This window comes from Lysobacter spongiicola DSM 21749, assembly GCF_900167055.1.
In the GTDB taxonomy this organism is placed as follows: Bacteria; Pseudomonadota; Gammaproteobacteria; order Xanthomonadales; family Xanthomonadaceae; genus Novilysobacter; species Novilysobacter spongiicola.
In genome coordinates, this window is record NZ_FUXP01000001.1 from 121033 (window position 1) to 138611 (window position 17579).

The 17579-nt window shown below is 67.3% G+C and carries 16 protein-coding genes, 4 tRNA genes and 1 pseudogene; 15 read left to right on the forward strand and 6 right to left on the reverse strand.

Going from position 1 to position 17579, the window contains the following annotated elements; genetic code table 11:
• From B5D37_RS00605 to B5D37_RS00625, 5 genes are read left to right on the forward strand one after another with little or no spacing between them, the layout of a single operon-like run.
• Complete coding sequence (locus B5D37_RS00605) at positions 1 to 447, forward strand: ExbD/TolR family protein (RefSeq protein ID WP_078756786.1); 447 nt, start codon at positions 1 to 3, stop codon at positions 445 to 447.
• Entirely contained in the window at positions 444 to 2192 is a 1749-nt protein-coding gene (gene msbA, locus B5D37_RS00610; RefSeq protein WP_078756787.1) for a lipid A export permease/ATP-binding protein MsbA, read from the forward strand. The genes B5D37_RS00605 and msbA overlap by 4 nt, the downstream gene beginning before the upstream one ends.
• Positions 2189 to 3226, forward strand: coding sequence for a tetraacyldisaccharide 4'-kinase (lpxK, locus tag B5D37_RS00615; protein ID WP_078756788.1), 1038 nt, complete (start codon positions 2189 to 2191; stop codon positions 3224 to 3226). The genes msbA and lpxK overlap by 4 nt, the downstream gene beginning before the upstream one ends.
• 56 nt (positions 3227 to 3282) lie before the next feature.
• Positions 3283 to 4059 carry a 3-deoxy-manno-octulosonate cytidylyltransferase gene (gene kdsB / locus B5D37_RS00620; RefSeq protein WP_425478021.1) on the forward strand — a complete coding sequence of 259 codons (777 nt, stop codon included), beginning with the start codon at positions 3283 to 3285 and terminating at the stop codon, positions 4057 to 4059.
• Positions 4052 to 4525 (forward strand): low molecular weight protein-tyrosine-phosphatase, encoded by a 474-nt coding sequence (locus B5D37_RS00625; protein ID WP_078756790.1) that lies wholly within the window; start codon positions 4052 to 4054, stop codon positions 4523 to 4525. The genes kdsB and B5D37_RS00625 overlap by 8 nt, the downstream gene beginning before the upstream one ends.
• 8 nt (positions 4526 to 4533) lie before the next feature.
• On the opposite strand, the gene B5D37_RS00630 is transcribed toward B5D37_RS00625, so the two are convergent.
• On the reverse strand, positions 4534 to 5853 hold the full coding sequence (locus tag B5D37_RS00630) for a DUF445 domain-containing protein (RefSeq protein ID WP_078756791.1): 1320 nt from the start codon (positions 5851 to 5853) through the stop codon (positions 4534 to 4536).
• A 169-nt stretch (positions 5854 to 6022) separates the two neighbouring features.
• On the opposite strand from B5D37_RS00630, the gene uvrC reads away from it, so the two are divergent.
• The 8 genes and pseudogenes from uvrC to B5D37_RS00670 all read left to right on the forward strand — a co-directional run bounded on the left by uvrC (position 6023) and on the right by B5D37_RS00670 (position 13020).
• A complete protein-coding gene (uvrC, locus tag B5D37_RS00635; RefSeq protein WP_078756792.1) occupies positions 6023 to 7936 on the forward strand; it encodes an excinuclease ABC subunit UvrC in 1914 nt (637 codons plus the stop codon).
• A 3-nt stretch (positions 7937 to 7939) separates the two neighbouring features.
• Positions 7940 to 8506, forward strand: a complete 567-nt coding sequence (gene pgsA / locus B5D37_RS00640; protein WP_078756793.1) for a CDP-diacylglycerol--glycerol-3-phosphate 3-phosphatidyltransferase — start codon at positions 7940 to 7942, stop codon at positions 8504 to 8506.
• Between the two features lie 40 nt (positions 8507 to 8546).
• A tRNA-Gly gene (locus B5D37_RS00645) sits at positions 8547 to 8622 on the forward strand.
• A gap of 124 nt (positions 8623 to 8746) precedes the next feature.
• Positions 8747 to 8820: transfer RNA gene (locus B5D37_RS00650), tRNA-Cys, on the forward strand.
• 49 nt (positions 8821 to 8869) lie between these two features.
• Positions 8870 to 8956, forward strand: a tRNA-Leu gene (locus B5D37_RS00655).
• Between the two features lie 22 nt (positions 8957 to 8978).
• The gene (locus B5D37_RS00660) at positions 8979 to 10010 is read left to right on the forward strand and encodes a YeiH family protein (RefSeq protein ID WP_078756794.1); all 1032 of its coding nucleotides are present in this window, start codon (positions 8979 to 8981) and stop codon (positions 10008 to 10010) included.
• A 64-nt stretch (positions 10011 to 10074) separates the two neighbouring features.
• Positions 10075 to 11337 (forward strand): annotated as a pseudogene (locus B5D37_RS00665) (lytic murein transglycosylase); the annotation flags it as partial.
• Positions 11338 to 11394: 57 nt separating this feature from the next.
• On the forward strand, positions 11395 to 13020 hold the full coding sequence (locus B5D37_RS00670) for an FMN-binding glutamate synthase family protein (protein WP_078756796.1): 1626 nt from the start codon (positions 11395 to 11397) through the stop codon (positions 13018 to 13020).
• 12 nt (positions 13021 to 13032) lie between these two features.
• Here the strand turns inward: B5D37_RS00670 and arsC are convergent, their stop codons facing one another.
• Positions 13033 to 13383, reverse strand: coding sequence for an arsenate reductase (glutaredoxin) (arsC, locus tag B5D37_RS00675; protein ID WP_078756797.1), 351 nt, complete (start codon positions 13381 to 13383; stop codon positions 13033 to 13035).
• A 278-nt stretch (positions 13384 to 13661) separates the two neighbouring features.
• Here arsC and B5D37_RS00680 point away from each other — a divergent pair, with 278 nt between their 5' ends.
• Entirely contained in the window at positions 13662 to 13844 is a 183-nt protein-coding gene (locus B5D37_RS00680; RefSeq protein ID WP_078756798.1) for a type II toxin-antitoxin system HicA family toxin, read from the forward strand.
• A 9-nt stretch (positions 13845 to 13853) separates the two neighbouring features.
• Positions 13854 to 14240: a type II toxin-antitoxin system HicB family antitoxin gene (locus tag B5D37_RS00685; RefSeq protein WP_078756799.1), complete on the forward strand. Its 387-nt coding sequence runs from the start codon at positions 13854 to 13856 to the stop codon at positions 14238 to 14240.
• Positions 14241 to 14733: 493 nt separating this feature from the next.
• Here B5D37_RS00685 and B5D37_RS00690 read toward each other — a convergent pair.
• The 4 genes from B5D37_RS00690 to B5D37_RS00705 form a co-directional block, all read right to left on the reverse strand.
• A tRNA-Val gene (locus B5D37_RS00690) sits at positions 14734 to 14808 on the reverse strand.
• A 73-nt stretch (positions 14809 to 14881) separates the two neighbouring features.
• Positions 14882 to 15655: an SDR family NAD(P)-dependent oxidoreductase gene (locus B5D37_RS00695; protein WP_078756800.1), complete on the reverse strand. Its 774-nt coding sequence runs from the start codon at positions 15653 to 15655 to the stop codon at positions 14882 to 14884.
• The gene (locus tag B5D37_RS00700; protein ID WP_078756801.1) at positions 15652 to 16572 is read right to left on the reverse strand and encodes an MBL fold metallo-hydrolase; all 921 of its coding nucleotides are present in this window, start codon (positions 16570 to 16572) and stop codon (positions 15652 to 15654) included. The genes B5D37_RS00695 and B5D37_RS00700 overlap by 4 nt, the downstream gene beginning before the upstream one ends.
• Positions 16573 to 16727: 155 nt before the next feature.
• Positions 16728 to 17579, reverse strand: coding sequence for a murein L,D-transpeptidase catalytic domain family protein (locus B5D37_RS00705; RefSeq protein ID WP_078756802.1), 852 nt, complete (start codon positions 17577 to 17579; stop codon positions 16728 to 16730).

Sequence of the window (17579 nt, forward strand, 5' to 3'; positions counted from 1 at the left end):
ATGCGCATCCGCGACCACCGCGCCCACGACGAGCCCGAGATCAGCCTGATCCCGCTGATCGACGTGCTCCTGGTGATGATCATCTTCTTTGTGGTCACCGCGACCTTCGACGCACGTTCGGTGATCAAGCTGGAACTGCCGAGGGCGACGGGTGAGCAGGTGGAGGCGAACCAGCCGCTGGTCGTGCTGGTCAATGCGCAGGGGCGGTTCTTCGTCGACGACCGCGAGGTGTTGCGAGACGACCTGGAATCGCTGAAGTCCACCATCGTCGAGGTCGCCGGCAGCGACCGCCAGCGGCCGGTCATGCTGCGGGCGGATGCCCGCACGCCGTACCAGGCGGTGGTCACTGTCTACGATGCGCTGGGGCAGCTCGGCTTCCGGCGCATCATGAGCGCCACGGCGCCCGCCGAGGGCGGGGATGCGCCAACCGCCGGGGACAACGAGTGAGCGAACCCGGCTCGCCCTGGGGGGTCTACCGGCGCCTGCTCGGTTTCGCCCGCCCGTACCAGACGCTGCTCGGCATCGCCGCCGTCGGCATGCTGATCGAAGCCGCCGCCGCCGGCGCCTTCGCCAAGCTGATGGAGCCGGTGGTCGACGCCACCTTCATCGAAAAGGATGCCGACCTCAGCATCCTGTTGCCGCTGGCGATCGTGGGTCTGTTCGTGCTGCGCGGCATTGCCGGGTACCTGACCGACGTCAACATGGCGCGGGCAGGGCGGGGCATCGCCCGCGACATGCGGGTGGGGGTGTTGGGAAAGTACCTGCGGTTGCCCGGCATGCGCTTCGACAGCGAGCCGGTGCCCTCGATGCTGGTCCGCCTCGGGTCCGACAGCGACCAGGTGGCGCAGGCCGCCATCGACGCGATGAAGGTGATGGTGCAACAGTCGCTTCAGGTCATCGTGATGCTGGGAGTGATGCTCTACACCAGCTGGCAGGTGACGATCGCCATCCTGATCATGGCGCCGCCGCTGGCCTGGGTGATGGACAAGGTCGGCAAGCGGTATCGCCGCATCAGCCACAAGATCCAGGAAAGCGGCGCGGCGCTGATGCAGTCCGCCGACCAGGCGCTGGGCGGGCAGCAGGAGGTCAAGGTCTATGGCGCCCAGGAGGTCGAGCTGGCGCGTTACCGGACGCAGGCGGACCACCACCTGAAGTTGAGCCTGAAGGTCGAATCCACCCGCAGCATCTCTTCGGCGATGGTCCAGCTAATGGGTTCCATCGGACTGGCGCTGCTGCTGTTCTTCGCCGGACGCGAGGCCCTGGCGGGACGCCTGACCGCAGGTGGCTTCGTCACGCTGATGATTTCGATGATGGCGATCATCCCGTCGCTCAAGTCCCTGACCAACGTGCAAGGCATGCTCCAGCGCGGCGTTGCCTCCGCGGACCGGCTGTTCGACGTGGTCGATGCCCCGGACGAGGCCGATACCGGCACCCGGACCCTGGAGCGCGCTCAAGGACTGATCGAATTCCGCAATGTCTCGGCGCGCTACGAAGGGCAGGGGGCGCCGGCACTGTCGGACGCCAGCTTCATCGCCAGGCCCGGGACCGTCACCGCCATCGTCGGCCGTTCCGGCAGTGGCAAGTCGACCCTGATCAAGCTGATACCGCGGTTTTACGAGGTGGAATCCGGCGAGATCCTGCTGGATGGCCATCCGCTGCGGGAATACAGGCTGGCCGACCTCCGGCGCCAGATCGCCCTGGTCAGCCAGCAGGTGATGCTGTTCGACGGCAGCGTCGCGGCCAACATCGCCTATGGCGAAATGGAGCAGGCGGCCCCCGAGCAACTGGACCGGGCGATCCGCGGCGCGAACGCCATGGAGTTCGTCGAACGCCTGCCGGAAGGGGCCATGACCAGCGTCGGCGCGAAAGGCGGCCGCCTCTCCGGCGGCCAGCGCCAGCGGGTGGCGATCGCCCGGGCCATGTTGAAGGACGCGCCGATCCTGATCCTCGACGAAGCCACCGCCGCCCTGGACACCGAGTCCGAGCGTCTGGTGCAGGATGCGCTCAACCGCCTGATGCCGGATCGCACCACGCTGGTGATCGCGCACAGGTTGTCGACGATCGAACACGCTGACCAGGTGCTCGTGCTTGACGAGGGGCGGATCGTAGAGCGCGGTACGCACACCGAACTGCTCGCGAAGGAAGGCCTCTACGCCCACCTGCACCGGATGCAGTTCCGGGAGCCGCAATGAACGCATCGCCGGGGCCGAGACGGGAACACCAGCCGCCCTACTGGTATGGCGGGGGCGCGGTACCGCTCGCGTCGAGGCTGCTCGCGGCGGTCTACGCGGCCGTCAGCGGCATGCGGCGGCGACTGTACGCGCGTGGCTGGCTCAGGCGCGGGCATCCCGGCGTACCGGTCATCGTGGTCGGCAACATCACCGCCGGCGGGACCGGCAAGACCCCGATGACGATCGCGCTGGTGGAACGCCTGCGCAGCGAAGGCTGGAATCCCGGCGTCGCCAGCCGTGGCTACGGGCGTTCGGACGCCAGTGCAGCGGTGTGGGTGGATGCCGCGACGCCGCCCGACGTCGGCGGCGATGAGCCGGTGCTGATTGCCCGCCGTACCGGAGTGATGCTGCGGGCGGATCGTGACCGTGCCGCCGCTGCGAAAGCGCTGGCCGCCGCCGGCTGTGACGTCGTCATCTGCGATGACGGGCTGCAGCACTACCGCCTGCGGCGGGACATCGAGATCGAGGTGGTCGACGGGCGCCGGCGCTACGGTAACGGCCAGTTGCTGCCCGCCGGCCCGCTGCGCGAGCTGCCGGCCCGCGCGGCCGATTGCGACTTCCGGGTGATCAATGGCGGGGACGCGGGCTTCGGCGAATGGCCGATGCGCCTCCTGTTCGACCGTGCCGTGCCGGTCCGCGGCGGGCGCCCGCGCGCGCTCGAATCCTTCAAGGGCCATCGCGTGCATGCGGTCGCGGGCATCGGCAATCCGGAGCGCTTCTTCGTGATGCTGCGAAACCTCGGCATAGCGGTGGTTCCGCATGCCTTTGCCGACCACCATCGCTACCGTGCGGCGGACTTCGAGTTCGGCAGCCAGTTGCCGGTGCTGATGACGGAGAAGGACGCCGTCAAATGCGCCGAGTTCGCCACCGACGCCTTCCATAGCGTGCCGGTGCGCGCCGAGCTGCCCGAAGCCTTCTGGATCTCCCTGCTGGACCGCCTCGATTCGATCTCGGCCCCGTCGTCGCCCCCCGACATCTCTGTAGGAGCGACGTAAGTCGCGACCCGTTCCCAAGGCAGACGTTGACAGCCCCAGCGCCGCCACATGCAACAATCCCGGCCATGAGCCAGCCCGATTTCGTAGTCGCCATCCCCGCCCGCCACGATGCCTCGCGCCTGCCGGGTAAACCGCTGCGGTTGCTGGCGGGCGAGCCCCTGGTCCTGCACGTGGCTCGCCGCGCCCTGGCCGCCGGTGCATCCGAGGTATGGGTTGCGGCGGATGACGACCGCATTGCCGCGGCGCTCCAGGGTGCCGGCGTCCGGGTTGCCATGACGGCGAAGGACCACGCGTCGGGCTCGGACCGCCTCGCCGAATGCGCCCGCATCGCCGGTTGGAGCGAGGACACCATTGTCGTGAACCTGCAGGGCGACGAGCCCTTCGCACCGGCCGCCGGTATCAGCGCCGCCGCCGCCCTACTGGAAGAAAGTGGGGCGGAGATGGCGACGCTTTCCACCCCCGTCGAGTCGCTCGGGGACCTGTTGGACCCCAACACCGTGAAGGTGGTGCGCGATGCGGCCGGTGATGCCCTGTACTTCAGCCGCGCGCCGATGCCGTGGCCACGCGACCACTTTGCCGGAGGTCGTGACAGCATGCCGCCGGGCGGGCACTGGCTCCGGCATATCGGCATCTACGCCTACCGGGCCGGGTTCCTGCAGCACTTCACCGCATTGCCCCTGGGCCGCCTGGAGCAGATCGAATCACTCGAGCAGCTGCGCGTGCTGGAAGCCGGCCACCGCATCAGCGTGGGCCTGACCCCCGAGCCGTTCCCGCCCGGCGTCGATACCCCCGGGGACCTGGCGCGTGCCGAGGAGAGGCTCGCACATGCCTGAGAAGCTCCGGTTGCTCATCGTCTGCCTCGGCAACATCTGCCGCTCGCCGATGGCCGAGGGCATCCTGCGGGCGCGGCTCCTGTCCGAGGGCCTCGCCGAACGCGTGGAGCTGGATTCGGCCGGTACCGGCGACTGGCACGTGGGCTGTGAACCCGACCGCCGGGCCATAGAGACCGCGGCTGAGCGCGGGGTGGACATCGCAGGCCTGCGCGGGCGCCAGTTCACACCGGAAGACTTCGAACGCTTCGACTGGATACTGTGCGCCGACCGCCAGAACCTGCGGGATGTGCGTGCGCTGGCACCCGACGACGCTGCGCGGGAGCGCGGCGCGTTGCTGCTGGAGTGGACGGGCGTGCCGGACGCATCCGAGATCCCTGATCCGTATACCGGCGGCCCGGAGCATTTCCAGGAGGTGTGGAACATGCTGGAGCAGGCCGCCGACGGGGTGGTTCGCAGGCTGCGTTGACCCGCGGCTCAGGCAGCCGTTGCCAGCCAGCCGATCGCCTGCACCATGCCGTAGAGCAGTCCACCGATCAGCGCGCCGATCGCGGTGCCGTTGTAGCGGATGTACTGCAGGTCGCTGCCGACGCTGAGCTCCAGTTGTTCGACCAGCTCGCTGGTATCCCATCGACTGATGCGCTCGACGATGAAGCCGCGGATGCTGCCCCGGTAGCGCTCGACCATCGGTTCGACCGCATCGAACAGCCACTGGTTGATCCACGCCTGGAGCTCCCGGTCCGCGGCAAGCCGCGCACCCACGGCCAGGGCTGCGTCGGATGCCTTGCGGCGCGTCACCGAACCCGGGTGCTCGAGGTCGGCGCGCAGCCACGACATCAGGTCGCCCCATACGCCCCGGATGTAGCCGGGCAGGGCAGGGTCGTCGATCACGCGGTCGCGCAACTGTTCGCCCTTCAATCGCAGGGACGGATCCGTGCGCAGGCGCTCTACGAAATCTTGGACGTAGTCATCGAAGCGCAGGCGGAGCTCATGCTGCGGGTCCTCGCCCATGTCCAGCACTAGCTCGCCCACGCCGGACACGACCTGCGCGGCCAGACGACGCGCCAGCGGCTCGTCGAGCCGCGCAAGCCGCAGCACCGACCACAGCTGGGGCGTGATCCTGTCGGCGACCATGTCACGCGTGGCCGGGTCCGCCAACACGGAGCCCAGGTCGCGCAGCACGCTGTCCAGCAGCGCCTGGTGGCGCCGTTCATGGGTCAGCGTCTCCAGGACCTGTCCGGCCAGCGCCGACACATCCACCTGGCGCAGCGCATCACGAGCCAGGTTGTGCAGCAGGCGATGGAGGCGCTCGCTGTCCAGCAGCTCCAGCAGGTGGGGCGCCAGGTTGACCACGAATCCGCCCACCTTCTCGGCGTTTTCCGGCCGGGACAGTGCGGCCGCCACGCGACCGCCCGGATCGAACTCGCGCACCTTGCGCAGTACCTCCTCCTTCTCCAGGAAGTGTTCGCAGATGAAGTCAGCAAGGGCTGCGCCCAGCGCTTCCTTCTTCGCCGGGATGATGGCCGTGTGCGGGATCCACCGTTGCCCCAGCGGATGCCGGAACAGCGCCACCACGGCGAACCAGTCCGCCAGCCCGCCGATCATCGCTGCCTCCGCCATCGCCACCAGCAGTTCGAAGCCCCAGTGGGGATGGCGCATCTCCAGCCAGGTGCCGACCAGGAATACCAGGGCAGCCACGGCCAGCATCGCCAGCGCGATCTGCTTGCGGCGGGCGAGGGCGGCGGCGCGGCCTGGAGTGCGGCTGGCGGAGGCCGTCTGCGTGCCGTCAGGTGCCATCGGTTTCGGGCCGGTTGTTCAGCATCTTCCTTCCGGTATCGGGGCGGTTGGGGTTGGCTGACGCATAATCTGCCCCATCCATGGAGTCGATGCGTCCACCTTTCCTCCCCGATCCTACGTGCCCGGCCGTCGAGGCGGCGATACCGCCGCCGCGCCAGGGGGTGTCGGCGTGAGCAGGGGCGGCAGCGAATTCGACGGCAAGGCCTTCGCCAAGGGCCTCAGTACCGCGCCCGGCGTCTACCGGATGATCGGCGCCGACGACAAGGTCCTGTACGTTGGCAAGGCCAGCGCGCTGAAAAACCGTGTCTCGAGCTACTTCAACGCGACGCCGAAGTCGTCGCGCATCATGGCGATGCTCTCGCAGACGGTGCGCATGGAGGTGACGGTCACGCGCACCGAGTCCGAAGCGCTGATCCTCGAGAACCAGCTGATCAAGTCGCTCAAGCCGCGCTACAACGTGCTGCTGCGCGACGACAAGAGCTACCCGTACGTGTTGCTGACCCAGGAGCAGTGGCCCCGGATCGCCATGCACCGGGGGCCGCGCTCGGTACCCGGGCGGTACTTCGGCCCATACGCGAGCGTGGGCGCCGTACGCGACACACTCAACCTGATCCACAAGCTGTTCAAGCTGCGCAGTTGCGAGGACAGCGTCTTCCGCAACCGCTCCCGGCCGTGCCTGCAGCACCAGATCGGCCGCTGCAGCGCGCCGTGTGTCGGCCTGGTGGCGGGGCGCGAGTACGCCGAAAGCGTGCGTCGCGCGACCCTGCTGCTGGACGGCCGAAGCGATGAACTCACTGGCGAGCTGGGGCGCGCGATGGAGGCGGCGAGCAAGCGGCTGGAGTTCGAGGAGGCGGCGCGCCTGCGCGACCTGGTCGGCTCCATCCGCACGCTCCAGGCCCGGCAATACGTGGACGGGCGTGCCGCCGACCTCGACGTGCTCGCGGTATCGATGCAGGGCAGCGCGGCGTGCGTGGTCCTGCTGGCCTTCCGCGATGGCCGCAACCTGGGGACGCGTTCCTTCTTCCCACGCACCAACGGCAGCGAGAATCCCGAAGAGGTGCTGGCCGCGTTCGTCTCCCAGTACTACGGCGAGCAGATCCCGCCGCGCGAGATCGTGCTGGACCGGGACATCCCGGACCGGGAACTCATCGAGCAGGCACTCTCCAGCTCCGGCGAGCGCAAGGTACAACTGCGCTGCCGGGTGCGGGGCGAACGCGCCGGATACGTGGACATGGCGACGCGCAACGCGCAGGTCGCGCTGGCCACCGAGCGGACCAGCCACGCCGCCCAGCTGGCACGTGCCGAGGCGCTGCGCGACCTGTTGGGAATGGCGGCGCTGCCTTCGCGCATCGAATGCTTCGACATCAGCCACACCATGGGCGAGGCCACGGTGGCCTCCTGCGTGGTGTTTGACGCCGAGGGACCCGTGCGTGGCCAGTACCGCCGCTACAACATCGCCGGCATCGAGCCCGGCGATGACTATGCAGCCATGCACCAAGCGATCAGTCGCCGCTTCCGCCGCGCCGCGCCGGCGCCGGCCGAAGAGGTGGCGGACGCGGGAGTCAACGCCAAGGTGGGCAAGCGCGCCAGCAAGGCCGAGGCCGTATTGCCCGACATCCTCCTGATCGACGGCGGAGCGGGGCAGGTCGCGCAGGCGAAGTCGGTGCTGGACGAGCTGGGCATCGAAGGCGTGGCGCTGGTGGGCGTGGCGAAAGGACCGGCGCGGCGTCCGGGCGACGAGGAACTGCTGCTGCCGGATGGCCGCTGCGTGCGCCCGGGCGCGGACGCGCCGGCCCTGCAGTTGATCCAGCAGGTGCGCGACGAAGCCCACCGGTTCGCGATCACCGGCCACCGCGGCCGGCGCCAGAAGGCGCGCAACACCAGCCGGCTCGATGACATTGCAGGCATTGGCCCGCGGCGGCGCGGAAACCTGCTTCGCCACTTCGGCGGTTTGGGCGGCCTGAAGGCCGCTGGAGTGGAGGAGATCTCGCGCGTGGAAGGCGTCAATCACGCGCTCGCCGAGCGCATCTATGCCACCCTGCACGGGCTCGAAGGACAAGGCGCCAGTACGCCGACGGAGTAACAGATGAAGTTGACGGTGCCGACCCTGCTGACGCTGCTGCGGATTCTGCTGATCCCGGTGCTGGTGTTGGTCTATTACCTGGATTACCGGTGGACGAACTTCGCCGCCGCGATGATCTTCGCCTTCGCGTCGCTCACCGACTGGCTCGATGGCTGGATCGCGCGCCGCTACAACCAGTTCTCCGCCTTCGGCGCGTTCCTGGATCCGGTGGCCGACAAGTTGATGGTGGCCGTGGCGCTGGTGATCACGGTGCAGCAGCACCACACCGTCTGGATGGCGCTGTGGGCGGCGGTGATCATCGGCCGCGAGATTGCGGTGTCGGCCCTGCGCGAGTGGATGGCCGAGGTCGGCCAGCGTGCCAAGGTCAAGGTCGCCACGCTGGGCAAGGTCAAGACGGTGGTCCAGATGGTTGCGCTGGTGTTCCTGCTCTACCGTGACCCGCTGTGGGGGCTGCCGATCTTCATCATCGGTGAGTGGCTGCTGGCGGCCGCGGCGCTGCTCACCCTGTGGTCGGGTTTCGCTTACCTGCGCGCGGCCTGGCCGTCGCTGAAGGAAGACGCCAAAAACTAGTTGACAGTTTTTCTTCTATGCCTAAAATGGCGGCTCCTCAGCGGGAATAGCTCAGTTGGTAGAGCACGACCTTGCCAAGGTCGGGGTCGCGAGTTCGAGTCTCGTTTCCCGCTCCAGATTCAGCACTCCGGTTCGCCGGAGTGGCTTTGAACAAGCCCCGCTCGCGGGGTTTTGTTTTTTCAGGTGGTTGCGTTTCCGCAACCTGCGCCACAGGCGTTATGCTTGCGGTGCGCGTCATCCGGCCGGGTGGCAGAGTGGTTATGCAGCGGACTGCAAATCCGCGTACGCCGGTTCAATTCCGACCTCGGCCTCCATCTTCAGAAACCGCGCTTCGGCGCGGTTTTTCTTTGTCGCGATGCTTCAGCCCGGATGGCGGAACTGGTAGACGCAACGGACTTAAAATCCGTCGGCCGCGAGGCCATCCGGGTTCGATTCCCGGTCCGGGCACCACGCGTTGCAATGGAAGCCATCGATGCATGAAGTGGTCCCACGGCACCGGTCCCGGTGGCGTCCCCTGCAGACACTCGTCCCGCTCCTGCCCGGGTTGGCCCTCGCGATAGCGTTGGGGCTGGCTGGGCTCGCGCTTGCGGAACTACCCCTGTTGGCACGCTGGCAGCTCAGTGCACTTACCGTGGCCATCGTGCTGGGCCTGCTGGTCGGCAATATCGCAGGCGACCGGCTGCCGTCGCGGCTCGCCCCCGGCATGCACGTGGCGCAGCGCACGCTGCTGCGTGCAGGCGTGGTGCTGTACGGCCTCAGGATCAGCTTCCAGGACGTGATGGCGATCGGCGTCGCCGGGCTGGTGGTCGACGTGGTGGTGGTGGTGTCGGTGCTGGTGCTGGGCACCTGGGCGGGTCGGCGATGGTTCGGCCTGGACCGGGACACCGCGCTGCTGACCGCGGCGGGCAGTGCGATCTGTGGCGCGGCGGCGGTGCTCGCGGTGGAACGGGTCATCCGCGCCGACCCCAGCAAGGTGGCCGTGGCGGTGGCGACGGTAGTGCTGTTCGGCACGCTCGACATCTTCCTGTACCCGGCGCTGTATCCATACCTTGGACTGGACGCCGATGCCTTCGGCCTCTTCACGGGCGCCACCGTGCACGAGGTTGCGCAGGTGGTCGCGGTGGGCAGCGCGGTCAGCCCGGAAACGGCGGATGCGGCGGTCATCGTCAAGCTGACGCGGGTATTGATGCTCGTGCCCGTGCTGTTCGTGCTCGGCTGGCACGAGTCGCGCCGGGGCGGGGAGCGCGCGATGGTCGTGCCGTGGTTCGCGCTGGGGTTCCTCGCGGTGGTGGTGTTGAACTCGTTCGTGACGCTTCCCGAAGGCTTCCGGTCGGCCTTGCTGCTGCTCGACACGCTGCTGTTGGCCACGGCGATGGCGGCACTGGGTGTGGCCACGCGTTTCGCCAAGCTCCGCGCGCTCGGCCCGCGGCCGCTCCTTCTCGCGGCCATGCTGTTCGTCTGGCTGTTGGGTGGCGGATACCTGCTGGTCCGCTTCCTTGCATGAGGTGGCGTGCTGCCCGGCGTGGCACGATGACGGGCCCATCACGGTTGGCCGATAAGGTTTCCCAATGATTCCGACTGCGTTCCTTCCCCGGCTTTCCGTATCCCTGCTTGCCGTCCTGCTCACGCCCATCGCCGCCGCCCAGGTGGCGTCGACACCGGAGGCCCCCGATTACGATCGCGGCGCTTACCGCTCGTGCCTGGACCGGCTCGGCCAACACGCATCTTCGGCGGGGATCGAGACCCCCGTGTTCGATCGCCACGTGCGCAGTGTCGTGCCGGACACTTCGGTGCTGAAGCTGCTGGACAACCAGCCCGAGTTCAAGACGCCGATCTGGGACTACCTCGCAGGCCTGGTCGACGAGGAGCGCGTAGAGGATGGCAAGGCCATGCTGGAGCGCCATGCCGATACCCTGGCGCGGGTGGAGAAGTCCTACGGCGTCGACCCGGCCACCGTGGTGGCGGTCTGGGGGGTGGAAAGCGACTTCGGCAAGGTCTTCGGGAAACGGCCGTTGCTGGAATCGCTGACTACGCTGTCGTGCATGGGGCGTCGCCAGGAGTTCTTCCGTGGTGAGCTGATCGACACGTTGCGCATCATCCAGGCGGGCGACGTGCCGGCCGAGCGGTTGGTCGGATCCTGGGCCGGCGCCTTCGGCCATACCCAGTTCATGCCTTCGACCTACCGCCGCATCGCGGTGGATTTCGATGGCGACGGGCGCCGCGACCTGGTCGACAGCGTCCCCGACGCGCTGGCCTCCACCGCCAACTACCTGAAGCGGTCCGGTTGGCGCAGCGGCCAACCCTGGGGACATGAGGTGCGCTTGCCCGCCGGGTTCGACACGGCTGTGTCGGGACGGACTTCGAGGCGGCCGTTGTCCTATTGGGTCGAGCGGGGAATCAAGCGCGTGGACGGGCTGCCGCTGGAGGGTTCGAGCACGCCCACCGCGCTCCTGTTGCCTGCTGGCAAGGACGGTCCAGCGTTCCTGGTGTTCAAGAATTTCGATGCGATCTACTCGTACAACGCGGCGATGAGCTATGCGCTGGCCATCTCGCTGTTGTCCGACCGGTTGCGCGGATCGGATGGCCTGGGGGCCGGTTGGCCGACCCCCGACCCGGGCCTGTCCCGGCGCGAACGCAGGGAGTTGCAGGAGTTGCTGCTGGCCCGCGGCCATGACATCGGGGAGGTGGACGGCATCATCGGCAGCGCGAGCCGCGCGGCGATCGTGGCGGAACAGCGGAAGTTGGGCCTCGAGCCGGATGGCAGGGCAGGCCGCAATGTCCTGGCCGCACTCCGCAACGCCCGTCCGCCAGCCGGAGCTGGCACGCCCCGCTGATCCACCGGTTCAACGGCTGGCGCAGCACCGGCGCCGGCCCAAGATGGAGCCCGCATGTCGCGCTATACCGCATACATCGTTGCCGTCGTCCTGACCGTTCTCTCCGCAGCTGCGGCGCTACTGTGGGGCGCCGGGTGGCTGTGGGCGGTGCTGGTCTTCGGGGCGCTCGCGGTCATCGGCACGGTGGACCTGTTCCAGACGCGCAGCACCTTGCGCCGGAACTATCCGCTGCTTGCGCACTTCCGTTACGGGTTGGAGTCCATCGGCCCGGAGATGCGGCAGTACTTCATCCAGTCCGATACCGCGGAGGTGCCGTTCTCGCGGCTGCAGCGGGCGCTGGTCTACCAGCGTGCCAAGTCGGTCAACGACACCCGGCCCTTTGGCACGCTCGAGGATGTCTACGGGACCGACTACGAATGGATCAACCACTCGATGTTGCCCGCGCCCCGTTCCGGGGACGACTTCCGGGTGCTCGTCGGGGAGAAGCGCGAACAGCCGTACTCGGTAAGCGTGTTCAACATCTCGGCGATGAGTTTCGGCTCGTTGTCGGCCAGTGCCATTCGTGCTCTCAACAAGGGCGCGAAGGCAGGCGGCTTCTACCACGACACCGGCGAAGGCTCGATCTCGCCGTACCACCGCGAGCACGGTGGCGACCTGGTTTGGGAGATCGGGTCGGGCTACTTCGGCTGCCGCGACGAAGACGGGCGCTTCAGTCCCGAGCGTTTCGTCGCCAACGCCACCGACCCGCAGGTCAAGATGATCGAGATCAAGCTCTCGCAGGGCGCAAAGCCGGGGCATGGCGGCGTCTTGCCGGCGCCGAAGGTCTCGGAGGAAATCGCCTTGACGCGTGGGGTGCCGGCGTGGGTGGAGTGCGTATCGCCGGCGCAGCACGGCGCGTTCTCGACGCCGATCGGCCTGCTGGAGTTCGTCGCCGAACTGCGCCGCCTCTCGGGCGGGAAGCCCACCGGCTTCAAGCTGGCGATCGGCCATCCGTGGGAGTGGTTCGGCATCGCCAAGGCGATGAAGGAGACCGGGATCATGCCGGACTTCATCGTGGTCGATGGTGCCGAGGGAGGAACGGGGGCCTCGCCTGCGGAGTTCATGAACCATGTCGGGCTGCCGATGCACGAGGCCTTGATGCTGGTGCACAACACGCTGGTCGGACTGGAACTGCGCGACGACATCCGCATCGCGGCGGCCGGGCGCATCACCAGCGCCTTCGATATCGCCCGCACCCTCGCCATGGGCGCGGACTGGTGCAACTCGGGGCGGGGTTTCATGTTCGCGGTGGGCTGCATCCAGGCACTCAGCTGCCACACCGGGCACTGCCCCACGGGCGTCGCGACGCAGGACCCGCGCCGATGGAAAGGGCTGGACGTGAACGACAAGGCGGTGAGGGTGCAGATGTTCCACCGCAACACGGTGCACGCGCTGGCGGAGCTGTTGGCAGCCGCAGGTCTGACCCATCCGCGGGAGATTGGCCCCGAGCACATCCTGAGGCGGCTGTCCGCGGTGGAAGTGCGCTCGCTGGCGAAGATCTACCGTTTCCTGGAGCCGGGCGAGCTGCTCAAGGGCGTGTCGGAGCACGCGGTCTTCAAGGAATACTGGGCCGATGCCCGCAGCGACTCTTTCGTGGCGCCGGACCACGTGCGCTCGATGCGGGAGAGCAAATCGTTCTGAGGTTTTGGCCTGCTAGAGCAGCTCGAGCACGCGCTCGGGCGGGCGGCCGATAACGGCACGGCCACCGCGCACGAAAACGGGCCGCTCGATGAGCCGGGGATGGGTGGCCATCGCCTGCAACATGTCCTCGTCCGTCGTGGCCTCCGAACCCAGCCCCAGGTCGGCGAACTCCGCCTCTCCTGTGCGCAGCAACTGGCGTGGCGCCACACCGAGCATCCCGATCAGTTCCCGCAGTGCTTCCACCGTAGGCGGCGTCTCGAGGTACGGAACGAGGGTCGGCTCGACGCCGCGGTCCCGCAGCAACTGCAGAGCGGCGCGGGACTTCGAGCAACTGGGGTTGTGGTAGAGAAGGGTGTCGTTCATCGCGGCCTCTTCCAATGGTCTGGGTGCAAACTCTAGATCGGACTGCTACTCGAAATTGGGGGGGGCGTCGGACCAAGCATCCACTAGCCCCCTATGACACTCGGACTCTACTTGGAGAGGCGTCTCTTCGCCCGACTCGTCGCACACCAGCAGTTCGATCCTGTACCCCATAGCAGCATCCTTGGCGACGAGAACGCCCCGGCGCAGTCGGTCTGCAACCTTAACGGAGGCGGGGTGCCCGTTGACCGACTGTCTTCCTGTGTGTATGGTACACACCAATGAAGAGCGGCGACCTTATCAAGGAGCTAGAGGCCCACGGTTGGACGCTTGACCGGGTGCGCGGTTCCCATCACGTCTTTATCCACCCGGACATCCCCGAAATCATTACCGTCCCGCATCCAAAAAAAGATCTGGGTAAGGGGCTGGTTAACAACCTGCGAAAGATCGCGGGGCTGAAGTAGGAGGCATTTATGCGCTATCCCGTCATGATTGAAGCTGGCGACGAGAACACCGCATGGAGCGTTGTGGTTCCCGACCTTGCTGGCTGTTTCTCGGCCGGCGACACGTTGGACGAAGCAATGTCTGCCGTAGAAGAGGCGGCAGCAGCATGGATAGACGCTGCCTTGGATCGGGGGAGGGAGATTCCTCGTCCCTCGTCCGCACAGTCCGCCATGGAAAAGGGGGATTTCTCCGGCTGGATCGTGAGCTATGTCAACGTGGACCCCGCGCTTCTCGATGACACCATTGAACGGGTCAACATCACGCTTCCCAAGCGTGTCCTGATGCGGCTCGACGCGAAGGCAAGAGAGTCGGGGCAGAGTCGGTCCGGCTACATCGCCCACATGGCCATCGGCTAAGCCATCCTGGCCTGTGCGCGATGCGGCGCCTGGCCCCCTGCCCATGTGGCGCGGGGCATTTTTTTGCCCGCTACTGATTCGGTGCGTGGTGGCGTAGCCATTTCTCTACACCCCGCTTGGCTGCTGCCACTGACCGGGAGCGACCTCCCAAGGTCTCCCACATCATGCGGGCATCAATCCAGACTTCGACGCCACCGGCGGCCGGAGTGACCTGTGCGATGACTCTTCCGCCTCGGACCAGCTCCCATCTCCCCATTCGCTCGCGCCACGTGTCAGCCATGCGGCGAGGGTAGGGAGGTGGTGCCGCAGAAGTTGAGATCGCTTTCGCGCAATTCGACGCGTTCGGTGCCGATGTCGGCGGGACGGGCTCGGCCGTCGGTCGGGGAGTTGCGAAATCGTAGGGCACTTTCGGTACCCCTGTCCGTACAACGAAAAAGCCACCCGGTGAGGGGTGGCTTTTCGGCGGTAACTTACTGATGTTTCTGGTGTTTCGTGGTGGGCGGTGCAGGGATCGAACCTGCGACCCTTGCCGTGTGAAGGCAATGCTCTACCGCTGAGCTAACCGCCCGGTGTTTCGGGCCGCGCAGTATACAGCAGGGTCCCGGCAAGTGCGCAAGATGCCGGTGGATTTTTTGCTGCCCTCAGCGCGCGGTGTAGCCGCCGTCGATCACCAGTTCCGAGCCTGTCACGAACCTCGACTCGTCCGACGCGAGGTAGACCACGCCCCAGGCAACGTCGTCGGGTTGTCCCACCCGCCCCAGGGGATGCAGTTGTGCGAGGTCCGACTTGCCGTTCTCCATGTCCGGCTGCCCGCTGTCGCGCAGATGCTGTTCGACCAGGGGGGTCCAGATGTAGCCCGGGTGGACCGAGTTCACCCGGATGCCTTCTGCCGCGTAGATCATGGCGTCGGTCTTCGTCATCAGCGTCACCGCACCCTTGGAGGCGTGGTAGGGCGGCAGGTCCGGCGCTCCCACCAGCCCGTAGATCGAGGAGAGGTTGATGATGCTGCCGCCGCCGGCTTGCCGCAGATGGGGCAGGGCGTGCTTGGTGCAGAAGAAGACACCCTTCACGTTGATGCGTTGCACCCGGTCCCATTCGGCCTCGCTGATCTCGTGGGTGGGCTTGTTGGCGCCTGCAATCCCGGCGTTGTTCACCAGCACGTCGATGCTGCCGAACGTCTCGGAGACGCTGTCCATCGCCTGGGCCACGTCGGATTCGTCGCCGACATCCACGTGCCAATAGCGGGCGCTGAGGCCCCGCGCCTCCAATGCCGACACCAGCTCCCGTCCTGCCTCGTCCTGCAGGTCCATGACGGCCACGCGGGCGCCTTCTTCGGCCAACCGTTCCACGCAGGCCCGCCCGATACCGACGGCTCCCCCGGTGACGACGCAGGTCTTGTTCTTCACGCGATTCATGTCGGACTCCTTGGCAGGGACGGTGGGGTGGCAGTGCAGGGAAAGGCGGAGCTCGAGGTCAGGTCCACGTGGTCCCGGAACTCCGGCACGCATACCGGGATGCCAAGCTCCCGTTCCACCCGCTGGCGAAGCGCATCGGCGGCATCCGGTTCGCCGTGGGTCAGGAATACCCCTCGCGGTTGGCGGGGTGCCGATCCCAGCCAGGCGAGCAGCTCGTCGGCGTCGGCATGTGCCGAGCCCGTGTCCAGCTGGAAGACCTGTGCCCGGACATCGATATCGCACACGATCCAGTGGCTGTCGGCAGGCGCCTGCGGGGCGTGCATCACCGGGTCGGACGGGCGACCAATGTCACCGCTGAAAGTGATGCGGCTGCCGGCATGCTCCAGCGTGACCGCCCCGGCACCGAGGATGTGGCCCTGTGGACGGATCGAAGCGGAACACCCGGGAACGGGTTCGAACTGCTCCCCGAACTCGATCGTCACCATTCGCTGGAGCGCCGCGGCGGCTTCCTCCTCGGTGTAGAGCGGCCTGGCGGGGTGGTGGCGGGAGGAGCCGATGCGGTTGGCGTGCACGGCCTCTTCCTGCAGCAGTCGCGCAGAATCCGGCAGCAGGATCGAGCACAGGTCGCGGGTGCCGCGGGTGCACCAGACGGGCCCGTCGAATCCCTCGGCGACGAGCCGTGGCAAATAGCCGCTGTGGTCCAGGTGGGCGTGGGTCAGGATGACCGCATCGATGCTTTCGGGTTCGACGGGGAACGCCGACCAGTTCTTCAAGCGCAATGGCTTGTAGCCCTGGAAAAGCCCGCAGTCGACCAGTACGCGGGCACCTCCAGCCTGCACCAGGTAACGTGAGCCGGTGACAGTCCCTGCGGCGCCGAGAAAGGTGAGCGCAAACCCATTTTCAGCCGGGCCGCTCATCCTCGCGCCCCGGAGTGGGACTTATCGTTGGACTGTCTGCATCCGGCATCCATCAGTGCGCTCCGTCATTGGAAGTGTTCTCTAATGGAACCCTTTCCACCGGACGCCGTATTGATCGGGATCAACCCGGTCGATCACGCATGGCAGCGCGGATGTCAGCCGCGGGACGGGGCGTCCGCCTCCGCTGCCGCCCGTGCCAACCGTCCCGCCGGGCAATCGAGGAATTGCGAAGACGCGAGCCACTCCTCGTCCGGGTAGTACGCGAACACCAGGTGTCCGTCCTTGATCGTATCGATGACCTCCCGCGCGACCTGCTGCCGCAGGGCGGGGCAGCCGAGGCTGCGACCCAGCCGGCCCTGGCGCAGGGCCTGCTCCGGGTCCACGTAAGGGGCGCCGTGGATGACGATCGCACGCGCCCGTGCGGCGTCGTTGATGCCGGGCTCGAGGCCGTCCATGCGCATGGAGTAGCCGTTGCTGCCCACGTAGGATTCGGCGGTGGAGAAGAGACCCAGGCTCGACTGGTAGCTGCCTTCGACGTTGGAGAACCGCTGTGCCATGTTCTCGCCGGTATTCCGTCCGTGCGCCACGTGTTCGGCGTACAGCAGGCGTTGGGAGGCGAGGTCGAACACCCACATCCGGGGCTCCGTGGACGGCCTGGAATAGTCGATCAGGGTGAGGTTCGCATCCGGACTGGCCTGGCCGGAGGCGACGGCGCAGTCCCGTGCCGCCAACGCGAGTCCAAGCGCGCGCGTATCCACGGAAGGTGCCGTGGCGACCAGCGTGGCCAGCATGCTCGTGGAAAGCGAGGCATTGCCGACGGTCGCTGCTGCCGTTCCGCCCGCTACGGTCTTGGCAGCCGTGGCAGAGGCTGTCGTGGCCGGAGCCGGGGTGCCAGCGGTTGAGCGACTGGACGAGGCGCCGCTGTCGCTGCCACCGGCGGGCGGAGCCGCGAGCGCCAGTGCCACTGTGGTTGCGAGGAGGACGGCGGGGAATCGGAATCCGGTCAT